Below are 13,901 nucleotides of genomic sequence, written 5' to 3' on the forward strand. Positions count from 1 at the left end.
TTAATCTTTGTCAAGGACTTTTTCAAAATATATTAAAAGCTTAAAATATTTTGTCTAATCGAAATAAAAGGCAGCTATAAAACTGCCTAAAATTAACTCATCTTTAATATTTTTTCTTTTGCTTTTTTCCTTACTATTTTATATGTAAAGAAATAAGCGATTATGGTTATAGTCCACGATACAGGATATGAGATGTATAAAACCCATTGCTCGTGAAAACGCTCAAATATTGTGTATATCCAAAAAACTCTGAATGCGCATACAAAGAACATCGATACGAGCATCGGCGTAAATGAAAATCCCATGCCGCGTATAACACCTGAGTAAACGTCCATGATGCCGCACAAGAAATATGATGTGCTTATAACCAAAAGTCTAAGCATGGCGATGTCTATAACTTCTTGATTTGGTGTATATAATCTTAGTAAAATTTCTCCAAGTAAATATGCACCCACACCAAAGAATAATCCGACGCCACTTACTACAAGCAAGGACTTTTTCAAAACATCGTCAACTCTATCAAGTTTTTTCGCGCCCATATTTTGTGAGGCAAAGGCAAGAGCTGTTTGATAGATGGAGTTCATCGCGTTATACACAAAGCCTTCTAAGTTAGATGCCGCAGTGTTCGCAGCCATTACAAGCTTGCCAAAAGAGTTTATTGATGATTGTATAAGCATGTTTGATACGCTAAAAACTATCCCTGTAAAACCTGATGGTATACCTATCTTAAGCATCTCTATAAATTTTTTGCCGTCTATTTTAAGCTTTCTCAAACTTAAATTTAAATAGCCATCGCTTCTCATTAAACAGATAACTATAAGTATGGCAGATATTGCTTCGGAAATAATTGTAGCGTAGGCAACGCCATCTACACTCATTTTTAAAACTATTACAAAATATAAATTTAAAATGACATTAACTATGCCAGAAACAAATAGATAGTATAGCGGTCTTTTTGTGTCGCCAGCTGCTCTAAGTATCGCCGCGCCGAAATTGTATAGCATAAAGCCCGGCATACCCATAAAATATATCTTCATGTAGAATGATGAAAGCTCAATGACATCATCTGGTGTTTGCATTAATTCAAGCATAGGTCTTGACACGACTTGGCCGACAAAAATCATGATGATGCCGCCTATAAATCCAGTTAGCATCGCTGTATGTAATGAGTCTTGCGCGTCGTTGTAGTCCCTTGCACCTATCGCTTGACCCATAAGTACGCTCGCGCCTATCGATATACCTATGAATAAATTTATTAGTAAATTTATCAAAGCGCCAGTCGATCCAACTGCGGCTAAAGCCTCATCACCTGCATATCTACCGACAACTATAACATCAGCAGCGTTAAAAAACAGTTGAAGCATGCCCGAGAGCATCAAAGGTATTGAAAATTTTATTATTTTAGGAAGTATATTTCCTTCAGTCATATTTATTTGATACGATTTTGACATATTACCCTCTTTTCTATGTGTATATCAATCAATTGTACTACAATCGAAAAATTTTTTCAAGACTTTTTTAAATTTTTTTACATAATCCTTTATTTTTTCTTTCAAATGTGTTATAGTATATGAATATAATATGGAAGGTGATTTAATGAATAAAAAAGTTTACGTCTCAGGCCATAAGGTGCCCGATACGGATTCAATTGCAAGTTCCATCTCCTACGCTTATCTTGTCAATAGCCTTGCTAAATATGAGGCAAAGCCGGTTAGGCTTGGAGATTTAAATAAAGAAACAAAATTCGTTTTAAAATATTTTGGCGTAGATGAACCAAAACTATTAACAACGATGAAAATAAAATTAAAGGACGTTGACCTTGATGACGCCGTGCTTATAGCTGAGGACGCCTCTTTATACGAAGCGATAAATTTACTTCGTGAGAAAAACGCTTATGTACTCATAGTTGTTGATAAATGTGGCAAGATGAGTGGCATCATCGGTTTAAAAGATATTACAGAAATTTATACCAATATTTTTGACGACACAGTTTTAAGCAAGGCTGATACACCATTTAAAAATGTTGTTGAAGTTTTAAAAGGAACCGTAATTAACGATGGTTACAGAAAACCTCTTGGCCGCATGGCTATCTACGCTATGGATCCAAAGATGATTGAAGATAGGATTGAAGAAGACGATGTAGTTATACTTGGCGACAGAGAGGATGCTCAAGAGGACGCTATCAAGAGAAATGTCTCTTGCATGATAGTGACCGGCGGTTTCAAAATAAGCGAGAAAATATTAAATATGGCGAAGGAAAAAGGCATCAGCATCATATCAACAGAGTATGATTCTTTCATGGCATCGAGAGTACTTCCACTAAGCGTGCCCGTATCGTATACAATGACAAAGGATGGCATCAAAACCTTCCACATACAAGATTTTGTTTCAGACGTTAAAGCAGAGATGAATAAAAACAGATTCCGCTGTTATCCAGTTTTGGACAACGACGGCAAAGTTATAAACACAGTTAGCCGCTATCACTTATTAAGCGACAAGAGAAAAAATATAATTTTAGTCGATCATAACGAAAGAACTCAATCCGTCGATGACATAGAAGAAGCTGAAATACTTGAAATCATCGATCATCACAGAGTTGCCAACGTCGAGACAAAACTTCCACTATACTTTAGGAACGAACCATTAGGCTCAACAGCAACCATAATTACAAAGATGTTTATTGAGAATGGTATTGCAATTCCTAAGCACATAGCTGGACTTTTAATCTCAGCCATTATCTCAGACACACTTTTATTAAAATCGCCGACAAGCACAAAAACAGACGCGAAAATGATAGAGCTTCTTGCTCCGATAGCCGGAATAGATCCAGACGTCTACGCCATAGAGATGTTTACTGAAGCAGCTAGCATCAAGGACGTCGCGAGTGAAGATTTGCTTAAGATGGACGTGAAATCATTTAATATCGCTAAGAAAAAAATTCGTGTAGCACAAGTCATGACCATGGATATGGATGAAGTGAAAAAGAGAAAAGATGATTTATTAAATTTAATGAGAGAAACAATTGATAAAAATCAAGAAGATACTTTTGTTTTGATGATAACTGATATACTTAAAGAGTATTCACTAGTTTTAGTGCAAGGCTCATACAAAGAAAATATCGCAGCTGCATTTGACAAGGAGCTTGTAGATAACGAGTTTACAGTTGACGGACTCCTTTCAAGAAAAAAACAAATGATACCTGCTATATCAAAAAAGATAGAGACTTTATAGTCCCTATCTTTTTTAGTTTATGCGTAAAATTATATATAAAATCCCCCGTTCACACGAAGCACTTCGCCTGTAATGAATTTTGCGTCCTGTGATGCAAGAAAAACTGCCGCCTTTGCTGCATCTTCTGCGCTTCCTATCATCTCAAGCGGCGTTTCATCACGAAGCATATCTATTTCAGCCTCTGAATACACTTTCATCATGTCAGTTGCTATGCAGCCCAAACTTATTGCGTTCACTCTAACACCCGATGGTGCCGCCTCTTTTGCGACCGCCTTAGTAAAAGCGATTACAGCTCCCTTCGATGCACTGTAAACCGTCTCCATCGCGGCTCCCGTCTCGCCCCACATGCTTGTTACATTAATTATGCATCCCGCTCCCTCATGTATCATCGGCTTTATAAAAGCCTTAGTCATGTTGAAAACGCCCTTCATGTTCGTGTTAAATACATAATCATATTCATCTTCGCTCGTTTCTTGCACAAGCTTAGTCAGAGCCACGCCTGCATTATTCACAAGCACATCAATTTTTTTATATCTTTTAAAAATTTCTTCCTTTAATTTAGATACTTCTTCATAATTTGACACATCTGCCCCATAAACAAAGCCGTTCGAATATTTTTTAACTTCTTCTAAAATTTCCATCGCTTCATCACCATGCTCATGGTAATTGATACAGACATCATAACCTTTTTTGGCAAACTCAATCGCTATGGCCCTACCAATGCCTCGAGATGCGCCACTTACAAGAGCTAACATAATTATACCTCCTCTTATATAAACATTATATCACAAACTTGCAATTTTAGCCATCATATGCTAAACTAATCTTGGTGATAAAATGAGAATGAGAAAAAAATGGTGGGCGCTGCCTGAACTTAAAGAGAGCCCCATCTTTAGATATAGACCCATGGAGAACAAAGGCAAGTGGCATGAAGATTTTGGCAATGACAATCCAATTTATTTAGAGCTCGGCTCTGGTATGGGCAGCTTTATTAATTATTTAAAAAATACATTTAAAAATAAAAATTTTGTCGGCATCGATATGGAAGAGGGCTGCCTTGTTTATGCAAAGCGCATGCTTGAAGAAGAAGACGCATCAAACGTAAGACTAGTCCTTGCTGACATCAGAAACGTGGACGAGTACTTCCAAGAGAACGAGGTCGAGGAGATTTATATAAATTTTCCTAATCCATGGCCAAAAAACAAACAGCACAAAAGAAGACTGACTTATCCAGATCAATTAAAAATGTATAAAAAAGTTCTGAAGAGTGATGGAACGATTAGGCTCAAAACCGACGATCAAGGACTTTATGAGTCATCGCTAAAATATTTTGAAAGCGAAGGCTTCGAGATAATTTTCAAGACAGATGATTTGGCTGTAGATGAGTTCCAAGATGACTTCATCAGCGAGTACGAGAATAAGTGGCGTTCTCAAGATGTGAAGATCAAGGCGATACTTGTAAGGAATGTGAAATAAGATGAAAAAGAAAATTTTAATGAGCTTAGTTTTTATTATGGCGATGGCTGTGCTTATAGCGTGTAAATCAAAAACTAAAGAAAACTCAGTAAATAATTCAAAAATATCTGATGAAACAAAAATCATAGACGAGAAAAAACAAACTGAAGAGAAAAAAGTGCCAGAAAAAACAAAAGAAGAAGAAATATTAGAAAATATGTCACTTGATGAAAAGATTGGACAAATATTTATCGCGCGCTGCCCAGATAAAAATGCTACTGCACTTGCAAAAAAATATAATTTAGGCGGATATATATTATTTGGAAGGGATTTTAAGGGCAAAACAAAAAATTCTGTAATAAAAAATATTCAAGAGTGCCAAAACGCTTCTAAGCTCGCTATGTTCATTGCTGTGGACGAAGAAGGCGGCACAGTCAATCGTGTGAGCACGAATAAAAATTTCAGAAAATATCCATTTGCCTCACCGCAATATTTGTATAAACATGGCGGCATGGAGAGAATTAAAAAAGATACTAAAGAAAAATCAAATTTATTAAAAAGTATAGGCATTAATCTAAATTTTGCGCCAGTCGCAGACATTTCTACAAATAAAAATGACTTTATATATAAAAGAAGCTTTGCTAAGAGCCCAAAAGAAACTGCAGAATATGTAAAAAGCGTTGTAAACGTGATGAACGAAGCGCGCATGGGCAGCGTCCTAAAACATTTCCCAGGCTATGGCAATAACAAAGACACCCACACAAATCTAGTTCGCGACAAAAGACCGATGGCAAAATTTGAAAAAGAAGATTTTCTTCCATTCAAGGCAGGGATTGAGGCAAAAGCGCCCGTGGTACTTGTCTCACACAACATAGTAGAATCCATGGATAAAAGTGCGCCGGCATCCATATCCCCAGCAGTTCATAAAATTTTAAGAGAAAAGCTTGGTTTTGATGGCGTCATCATCACAGATGATTTGGCAATGCAAGGCGTGAAAAAATTTGTTGGCAAGAAGAATGCCGCAGTACTTGCAATTAAATCAGGCGCCGACATGCTTTGCTCCACAGACTTTCTTAATGACATCTCCGCCGTAAAAAAAGCTGTGGCAAATGGCGAGATCAAAGAAAATGACTTGGACGAACACGTTTTGCGCGTATTAAGAGCAAAAATAAATTTAGGAATAATTAAATAAGCATATAAAAACGGACTGATTTTATCTCAGTCCGAATTTTTTACGCTAAATATTTTTTCACATCAGGACCCACAGCCACGAAAGAGCCATCATCCTTGATAAGTATTGGTCTTTTCACAAGCATGCCATTAGTCGATAGAAGTTTGTATTTTTCATCGTCACTCATATCGCCCAGTTTGTCCTTAAGATTCATATCCCTATAAACAAGACCCGAAGTGTTAAAGAAACGCTTGATGTCAAGACCCGATGCCTTGTGCCATTTCTTTAGTTCCACTTTAGTCGGAATATCCTTGTCAATCTCTCTGTAAGTGTATTTTATGCCCTTTTCGTCAAGCATCTTTTCAATGCCCTTACATGTAGTGCATTTTTTGTATCCAATAAGAATCATATAATCAACTCCTTGATTGATATATACCCAAATATTTAATAAATCATTAGTCCCGTTTTAATATATAGTATTATAGACTAAAGAAAAGAGCTAATTCAAAAACATTTACACACTTCAATAAAATTATTTTTTAAAAAATTTTTTATCGAGAAATTTAATAAAATCAGCAAAGAAAAATAAACTAGTTATTGCTAGAATTATTTCCCCTGCTAAAATAAATTCTTTATAATTTATAAATTCCTTTGTTCTACCAATTAAAATTAAAATAAGGCCTAAAATAAAATAAATCCTCTTTTCCATTGTAGCAACTCCTTTTATTGTTTGAACTTGATTTAAAATCTAATCTAAGTGCTTCTTGCCAATATCATAAGCCTTCGCAAGTTTTTCGCCCAATAAATTATAAGTGTTTTCACAAGCGTTGTAAAAAATGAGATTCATCTTAGCTGTGTCAATAGAGCCATCTTCAAGAAGATATTTTTCATCAATAGAAATATTTTTAATCTCGCCAATAAGATTCTCACTCACTTCATCGTATTCAATAAGCTCGCACTCAATAGTCATAGGTAAGTTAGTGATGATAGGCGCGTTAACAAACTCAGACTTAGCCGCTTCAAAAGAAGTCTTCGCAAGCTTGTTTTGAACCTTGTTTCCGCTAGTCATGCCAACATAGTCCGCATCGACCATGTGAGCCTCATCCGCAAAAGACACAGTGAAAGCCTTTTCACGCATAGCATTGATGATAGTCCTCTTGCCCTTGCCAATGTAAATGGAAACCTTAGTAAAATCACCCAAAGTACCATAAGCCGCATTCATAGCGTTCGCAGTACCGTCCTCATTGTAAGTCGCCACAAGCAAGACAGGAAGCGGCATGAAATATGGTTTAACACCCAAGTTTTTCCTCATAATATCAACTCCTTATTGGATATATACCCAAAATAATTTAAGCTTTACAAAATATTATAATTTAATCTTTTGTTATATTCTTAAAAAAAGCCAACCCAATGAGGATTTTCTTTATCAAATATTTCTTTTTCTTCTTTACTTAATTTGTAGGGATAATCTCTAAAAAAATTATATTCATTTTCTGTTCTTATCCATAATTTTCATACAAATCTCAGTAATGCCTATTATAAGTAGATTAAATAATAAAATGTAAACTATAATCTTAGATGAATTTTAAGTTATCATCTAAGAAAAAATATATTCTTCTGATAATTTATGATATATAGCATTTTCTAGTTTTGTTTTTAATATTCTTATATTATCATATCTCTCGACATTATCCATAAACCATTGCACGATATCTGTTTTTTTAATTATATTCTTTTCATCATCATCTAATTTACTCAATACTTCATCGTACCAATTGTTAACAATTTCAATTTTTTGTTCTTTATCTAATTGATCAAATTGTATACACTCAGAAAATCTCGAAAACATTGCTGGCCCTAAACTCTCTTTAATTTTTTCTTCATTCATAAAGTTTGAAGTACATATAAAAATTGTGTTTTTTAAATCTACGTCATAATTGGTATCTACATACCTACCCTCATCAAAAAGCTCATAAAAAGCATTATAAAACCCACAGTCTACTTTATCAAATTCATCAATTAGTATAACGTTAGACTCTCTTAAAAGCATATCTTTTGCTAAACTATTATTTGAGTGTTCAGACCCAAATACATAATTATAAGCTTCAATTGTTTGCATCATTGAAAATTGAATTCTTAATAAGTTTCCACCTAATGAATTACTTATACTTTTAGCACTTTCAGTTTTACCAACTCCAGAATACCCATAAAACATTAATACAACTGGATTATTCACTTGCTCTTTTAATAACCTATACAATCCTGTTATTATTGATTTTTTACAATCAACTTGTCCAAGAATGTCTTTATTTAATTGTTTGTAAATCTCCTTAAGTTTTTTCTTAGATATTTCTTGGTATTCTGAAAATTTATATTCAATTATACTTTCATCATATGCTTTTAAAGATTCCTCTACTCGTCTCGGAGGATTATGAACTAGAAGACAATCAATATTGCAGTTTAAATTAATAATATTTGAAAAGTTCGATAAAACATGAGGTAGCACTGATGCATAATCATCTGCCTTTACTACACAAGCTTCAACAGATATTTTTCTTCCTAACTCCCGTTCTCTAACACCAGATTCATTCGGTCTTAACCTAGCATTGTATTTTTGTATTAGTTCCATAAAAGGCATATAAGAACCATTACCTAAAATTTCAGATAATAATTCTTCAAAATCTTTTTTGCTCCCTTTAAATATAATAATTCTATTAATCATTTGACTCAACTCCAGCTAATAGCACATCAAAAACTGGAAGTTTTTTAGATGAATTAGTATATTGACCGTTATCTCTATTACTTTCTTCATATGATGGATTATCAACTACACTATTTGTTAAATCAAGATTTAACTCTTCGTTAATATTAAGCATATCCAATGTTGTATCACCAACTTTAATAGCAAAAATACTTAAATTCATTTTTAGCAAATCACTAATCATATAATTATTTTTAAAAGCGCTAATATTAAATCTTAAAATTACTTTACTATTTCCTTTAGTTCCAACAAATTCGTAATAACCCTTTGCATTTCTTAAAACACTATCAAGTTTCTCCAATGAAATGCTAAATTCGCCACTAGGAATAGTGCTTCCAGATTGAAACATATTCATATAAGGTGAAACCATTACGAAATAGGACAAAGAATCTTTCTCTGCTGTGATTTTATATCCACTGAATTTTTTTATTGTCCCTTTTGGTAATTTGGAAACAGCTATCTTATTCTCATTTTCTTCTAGTGCATTAACAAAATCAGTAAGAATAGTATTTTTTATGATATTTTTTACCATTTTTTCACTATTAAAACTTAGTCCTGCTGATGCTGTCACGCCAACTTCTGCTTTCCAGCCTACTAATGCTTTTATTAGACCACCAAATCCAATACTAGCAGATGTATCCACACCAGCATTCCCTTTGTTCGCGGCTGATTTTAATAACTCTGTTGTTTTTTCAAGACTTCCACCGTACATTAATTGAAGATAATCTGTGATTGAATCATCATCAAAATATATAATTTTACACAATTGAGTTTTCTGACTTGTATTTACCATGTAGCCCTCCAATAAAAAATAATACTTCTTCTAATCTTCATCAATTCTATCACCATAAGGCAAGCTTTTCATATAGTTTTCCATATATTTCCAATCAGGGATGTAACCCTCATTAGAATACTTTTTGTTTTTATCAAATACATAGTCATTATCATTCATCAAAACTGGTAATTTTATTGTAAAATCTTTTCTAAAATGTGAGTTTAATTCTCTTCCAAAAGCCTGATATTTTATTTTGCACTCATTCCTTATCAGAGTCGAGATAAATAATTTTGTGTGAATACTAAGTGGTTCTTTCTCTTGCAATATCCCTACATTTTGTGCTGTATAAAAAGGTTCTTTTTGTATGAAACAAGATCCTAAAAAACTACCACCTAGAGCTAATGACATGGCACCAGCAGGAAATGGTTTTTGTCCTTCAACTTCATCAACAAATCCTACAACACCGTTTCCGCTACTATCGCGTGATACATAATTGTACTTTGGATTATCATTTGTTGTAGCTATTGCATCTATACCATTTCCCATAGATATCTTAAATAATTTGTGTAAGTAAAATTCTTTCCAATTCTCAACGCTATTAATATTTTCTTGCTTTTTATTTTTTGTTATTATCTCTTTATATCTTAATCTTTTAATAAAATTAGACATATAGTTAAAATCAATCTCACCATTAACTGTTACTGGCATTAGCAATGAGGTATTTAATATGTTTTCTCTAGTCATTTTTCTACCATAGTTATACCTCCCTCTATTATGAAAATTTAATAATGATACAAGGAATATCAGTTCATGCTCATTCCATTCTCTTGTAGTGGGATACATACCCTGGACATGAGAAAACCCGATAAAGTTATTTCTTTGATAAAAAAATGTATCTCCATTCGTAGTGTCACTAAATGTTATAATTCCTCCATCTTCTGTTGGATCCAATGAGCTATACCCACCTATGCCATTATTTACTGCAGAATTTACAACAAATGGTGTTTGCCCTCCATCGTCTAATTCTTCTTTGCTCATATTTTTATAAGATTTCGTAGGACGAATAATAAATAGCTCTTTTAATTGAATGAGTTTCCAATTATTTACATTGATTTTCATACACATGACCTTCTTTTACTAAATAAGAAAGATAACTGTTTAATACATTTTGAAAATCTTGCGGTGTAAGCTTAGTATAATCAGTTTCCATATAAGCCTCGGCCAACCACTCATCTTTCCAAGTCACTTTCTTCATAACAGATAATCCCGGCACTTCTTTTTTATTTTTATATAAGTCAAGCCATTCATCTTTTGTGCTTACCCACAAACTATTCCCGTCGCTATCTGTTTTTTCAACCCTACCTAGTCCTTTCCTTTTTATAAATTTATCATCTTTAAAATATCCAAAAAAAGTTTCCTTATTAGATCTTTCATGCTTTTGAGATAAATCAAAAATCATACAGCAAGCTATAGCGGCAGCACCCGGATAAAATATTTCATTTGGCAATGAAAAAACTGCTTCTAAAGTGTAATTATCTAGCATTTTCTTTTTAAATTTTTTCACATCTCCACTATTTCCAATAGCAGCTTGCATTGGTAATAGTACTGCTATTTTTGAGTTAGCTGGTATGTGCCTTGCTATATATTCTACAAAATGGAAGCCTTTAGAAGGATCTTCTTTTTTACTAGACCCCCAAGTTTTAACATATTCTGGATCGCAGAATTTTCTAGTGGCATTGTATGGTGGATTCATTAAAACAATATTTATATTTTTATCTTTAATCCATTCTCCTCTTTCAAACATAGAAGCTTGGATAACATTTGAATTGCCATCTCCATGAATCAACATATTTGTTGATGATAGACCAAAGGCTCCATCTTCATATTCAATACCAAAAATTTGATTTCTTTTTACTTCTTCACGTTCTTCTTCTGTATCGCAATCATCCATTGCATCTGTCATTGCTCTTACTAAAAAAGCCCCGCTTCCAGAACATGGATCTAAAATTCGCGAGTTTTTATTTACTCCTACAGCTTTACACATAAAATCACAAATGTGATCTGGTGTAAATGCCTGATTCTTATCTGATTTACCAACATATTTATTAAATGTTGTAAAGAATAGATTTAATAAATCTTGTCCTGCAGTATTTGAATCATTAATAAAAGGAATTATATTGTTGTCTATAAATTCCAATATTTTTTGCAATTCATCATATGTTAAACTAGCTATATCTTGATCATCTAGCACCTTACTGCTTAATACAGATAATTTGCCAGCTTTATTTAGAGTATCCACATCATTATTTTTAGATAACAAGCCTGACAGAATATTTTTTATATCTTTTATTATTATTTTTTCTTGACTTAAATCTTTTCCAGTATTAGGATCCAATGTTGGTTTTAAATTTTTATATGAAAGTCCATTTTTTAATGCTAATAAGCATGTACCAACAAACTGACTTCTTAATTTCTCATTTACGCCATCAGAATGTAACATTTCATTCAAAACCTTTATTGAATCAACAACTTTAATTTTATCATTAACTTTGCCAAAAACTATATTCTCATATTCTTCAAAAGATTTTAAAACAGTTTCTTCTTTTTTTCTATGCTCTTCATCAATAATTACTGATTGTCCATGCCAAACCCATATATCATCTCCATCTGTTTCTATTAACATAGCAATTATTTTTTTATCAGAATAAGCTTTTTCGTACCTTACATAGTCTTGTAATTGTTTTCTAATTTTATTATGATCCCATCTGCTGAAGCTATTTTTTGTTTCTACTAAAATAACTAATCTATCATTTTCAAATCTTATGTCTAAGTATTGATGGTTTGTATCTGTGTCTCCTTTTTGGTAATCTTTTATATTTTTTCCAACTGTTTTAAGTGCTTGAACATAACTAAATTCTCCTGATTCAGTATTACCAATCTGATACATGTCACCTATTTTTTTGAATAATTTCGTATCTATTCATTTTATCACCTCACATAATCCATACTATTTTGAATCTACAATCAAAAACATAGAAAATTTTCAAAATACTTTTAAACCTTTACTATTGACATTATTATTACATTGAACATCAATTTATGTCCTTTGAAGATTTTCAGCAAAATATATACATTTTAACTATAATCCTGCCAAAGTTTTATATAAGCTTATTTTTACTGCAATTTATAAATGTAATTCTATTTATCTTTATTATACCATATTTTCTTAACTTCTTAAAGATATAATTTTACTAAATGGCCCAACCATTCATTTACCTAAAGTTAATTATTTGTTACACTCTTGGTCTCTTAAAAATAGTAAATTAATAAATTGTAATATTTTCTTTACTCTTTATTAACAATTCTATGATAAAATAAATTCATAGGAGTGATGCTATATGAATAAAAGTTTAAAGAACAAAATTTTTATAATTCTAGCTTTAGTTGTTATAGTTTTACTAGCTTATTACTTAATGAATTCTAAACATGAAGAACTTATTACGCTTACAATCAAAAATGAAAGTACAGAAAAAGTAAATGATTTAAATTTATTTTTATCAAATGAAGAGACATTTTATGAAGTTAGTTTAGAAGCTAATGAAAAGAAAACTATAAAGATAAGTTATAATGATACATTTCATGAGGGAATTTTAATGATGAAATACAATGACTTTGATGGCAACGAACATGAGGAAACAATTATTGGATATGTAGAAAAAGGTCAAAGTATTAAGACTAAAGTAATTATTAAAGCTCTTGATGCTAAAGGCGTCATTAAATTTGAAGTAAAGTAAATAAAGCAATAAAAAAGTTTTAGCCTAGGGTCAATTGATCCACAGCTAAAACTTTTTCTTTTATGCAAATGTATTGTATGTATATTTCTATTATAAATTTTTTTTCAAAGAAAAAGAAGTAGAGTCTCCCCTACTTCTTTCTATAATTTTAGATTTACTTCCAAGTCATTTTTAAGCTTTTATTATTTGCGACACAATCTTCAAGATATAAATTGATTAAAGTTTGATATGGTATACCTGTGCTTTTAGCTTGGTCTTTAAAATAACTTATAACTGTTTCATTTAGATTTATTGTTATTTGCTTTTTTGCAATTTGCTCAGCATAAATGTTTTCTCTTGGATTTAAATTTTTTATATCGTATTCTTCTCTCATTTTATACCTCCTAAATACCATTAATATATATCATTTGTTCATTCTTTGTAGCTTTTCTTGCGGATATAATTCTTATAATGTTTTCATTATTTCTGTAACAGTGACCAACAATACAAATTCCTTTTCGCAAACTCATTCCTATGATTAAAAAACGCTCTTCAGTTTCTGAATGATCAGGATCATCAAATATAATTGCAGAAAAATCTGAAAAAACCGATTCTACATCTTCAAAAGAAATTCCATGTTTCTTTTTATTTATTTCATTTTTATTTTCGTCCCATTCAAATTTCATATATTTACTTCCTTTTATACCTATTCTATAATTATATTATAATTGTTTT

Annotated in this window: 16 protein-coding genes; 4 read left to right on the forward strand and 12 right to left on the reverse strand. The window is 32.1% G+C overall.

What is annotated here, in order from left to right; genetic code table 11:
- Positions 1–92: 92 nt before the first annotated feature.
- On the reverse strand, positions 93–1,451 hold the full coding sequence (locus M1R53_RS06550; RefSeq protein WP_249242438.1) for an MATE family efflux transporter: 1,359 nt from the start codon (positions 1,449–1,451) through the stop codon (positions 93–95).
- Positions 1,452–1,596: 145 nt separating this feature from the next.
- Here M1R53_RS06550 and M1R53_RS06555 point away from each other — a divergent pair, with 145 nt between their 5' ends.
- Positions 1,597–3,231, forward strand: a complete 1,635-nt coding sequence (locus M1R53_RS06555; protein WP_249242439.1) for a putative manganese-dependent inorganic diphosphatase — start codon at positions 1,597–1,599, stop codon at positions 3,229–3,231.
- Between the two features lie 29 nt (positions 3,232–3,260).
- Here the strand turns inward: M1R53_RS06555 and ymfI are convergent, their stop codons facing one another.
- Entirely contained in the window at positions 3,261–3,986 is a 726-nt protein-coding gene (gene ymfI, locus M1R53_RS06560; RefSeq protein ID WP_249242440.1) for an elongation factor P 5-aminopentanone reductase, read from the reverse strand.
- Positions 3,987–4,068: 82 nt separating this feature from the next.
- Here ymfI and trmB point away from each other — a divergent pair, with 82 nt between their 5' ends.
- Together trmB and M1R53_RS06570 are read left to right on the forward strand one after the other, a co-directional pair.
- On the forward strand, positions 4,069–4,707 hold the full coding sequence (gene trmB / locus M1R53_RS06565) for a tRNA (guanosine(46)-N7)-methyltransferase TrmB (protein WP_249242441.1): 639 nt from the start codon (positions 4,069–4,071) through the stop codon (positions 4,705–4,707).
- A gap of 1 nt (position 4,708) precedes the next feature.
- On the forward strand, positions 4,709–5,878 hold the full coding sequence (locus tag M1R53_RS06570) for a glycoside hydrolase family 3 N-terminal domain-containing protein (protein ID WP_249242442.1): 1,170 nt from the start codon (positions 4,709–4,711) through the stop codon (positions 5,876–5,878).
- A gap of 40 nt (positions 5,879–5,918) precedes the next feature.
- Here M1R53_RS06570 and M1R53_RS06575 read toward each other — a convergent pair whose 3' ends face one another.
- The 8 genes from M1R53_RS06575 to M1R53_RS06605 form a co-directional block, all read right to left on the reverse strand.
- Positions 5,919–6,266: a Spx/MgsR family RNA polymerase-binding regulatory protein gene (locus M1R53_RS06575; protein ID WP_249242443.1), complete on the reverse strand. Its 348-nt coding sequence runs from the start codon at positions 6,264–6,266 to the stop codon at positions 5,919–5,921.
- Positions 6,267–6,389: 123 nt separating this feature from the next.
- Positions 6,390–6,566 carry a hypothetical protein gene (locus M1R53_RS06580; protein ID WP_249242444.1) on the reverse strand — a complete coding sequence of 59 codons (177 nt, stop codon included), beginning with the start codon at positions 6,564–6,566 and terminating at the stop codon, positions 6,390–6,392.
- 39 nt (positions 6,567–6,605) lie between these two features.
- The gene (locus tag M1R53_RS06585) at positions 6,606–7,169 is read right to left on the reverse strand and encodes a flavin reductase family protein (RefSeq protein WP_249242445.1); all 564 of its coding nucleotides are present in this window, start codon (positions 7,167–7,169) and stop codon (positions 6,606–6,608) included.
- 80 nt (positions 7,170–7,249) lie between these two features.
- Positions 7,250–7,360: a DUF7675 family protein gene (locus tag M1R53_RS07640; protein WP_428979555.1), complete on the reverse strand. Its 111-nt coding sequence runs from the start codon at positions 7,358–7,360 to the stop codon at positions 7,250–7,252.
- A gap of 94 nt (positions 7,361–7,454) precedes the next feature.
- Positions 7,455–8,579, reverse strand: a complete 1,125-nt coding sequence (locus M1R53_RS06590; protein WP_249242446.1) for an AAA family ATPase — start codon at positions 8,577–8,579, stop codon at positions 7,455–7,457.
- Complete coding sequence (locus M1R53_RS06595) at positions 8,572–9,411, reverse strand: DUF6414 family protein (protein ID WP_249242447.1); 840 nt, start codon at positions 9,409–9,411, stop codon at positions 8,572–8,574. Before M1R53_RS06595 ends, M1R53_RS06590 begins: the two co-directional genes overlap by 8 nt.
- 30 nt (positions 9,412–9,441) lie before the next feature.
- On the reverse strand, positions 9,442–10,512 hold the full coding sequence (locus tag M1R53_RS06600; RefSeq protein WP_249242448.1) for a restriction endonuclease subunit S: 1,071 nt from the start codon (positions 10,510–10,512) through the stop codon (positions 9,442–9,444).
- Positions 10,493–12,340 carry an HsdM family class I SAM-dependent methyltransferase gene (locus M1R53_RS06605; RefSeq protein ID WP_249242449.1) on the reverse strand — a complete coding sequence of 616 codons (1,848 nt, stop codon included), beginning with the start codon at positions 12,338–12,340 and terminating at the stop codon, positions 10,493–10,495. The genes M1R53_RS06600 and M1R53_RS06605 overlap by 20 nt, the downstream gene beginning before the upstream one ends.
- A 451-nt stretch (positions 12,341–12,791) precedes the next feature.
- On the opposite strand from M1R53_RS06605, the gene M1R53_RS06610 reads away from it, so the two are divergent.
- The gene (locus tag M1R53_RS06610; RefSeq protein ID WP_249242450.1) at positions 12,792–13,187 is read left to right on the forward strand and encodes a hypothetical protein; all 396 of its coding nucleotides are present in this window, start codon (positions 12,792–12,794) and stop codon (positions 13,185–13,187) included.
- Between the two features lie 154 nt (positions 13,188–13,341).
- Here the strand turns inward: M1R53_RS06610 and M1R53_RS06615 are convergent, their stop codons facing one another.
- Together M1R53_RS06615 and M1R53_RS06620 are read right to left on the reverse strand one after the other, a co-directional pair.
- Positions 13,342–13,560 (reverse strand): BrnA antitoxin family protein, encoded by a 219-nt coding sequence (locus tag M1R53_RS06615; RefSeq protein ID WP_058259494.1) that lies wholly within the window; start codon positions 13,558–13,560, stop codon positions 13,342–13,344.
- A gap of 10 nt (positions 13,561–13,570) precedes the next feature.
- On the reverse strand, positions 13,571–13,852 hold the full coding sequence (locus tag M1R53_RS06620; RefSeq protein ID WP_249242451.1) for a BrnT family toxin: 282 nt from the start codon (positions 13,850–13,852) through the stop codon (positions 13,571–13,573).
- Positions 13,853–13,901 lie beyond the last annotated feature (49 nt).

This window comes from Fenollaria massiliensis (genome assembly GCF_023347705.1).
In the GTDB taxonomy this organism is placed as follows: Bacteria; Bacillota; Clostridia; order Tissierellales; family Peptoniphilaceae; genus Fenollaria; species Fenollaria massiliensis.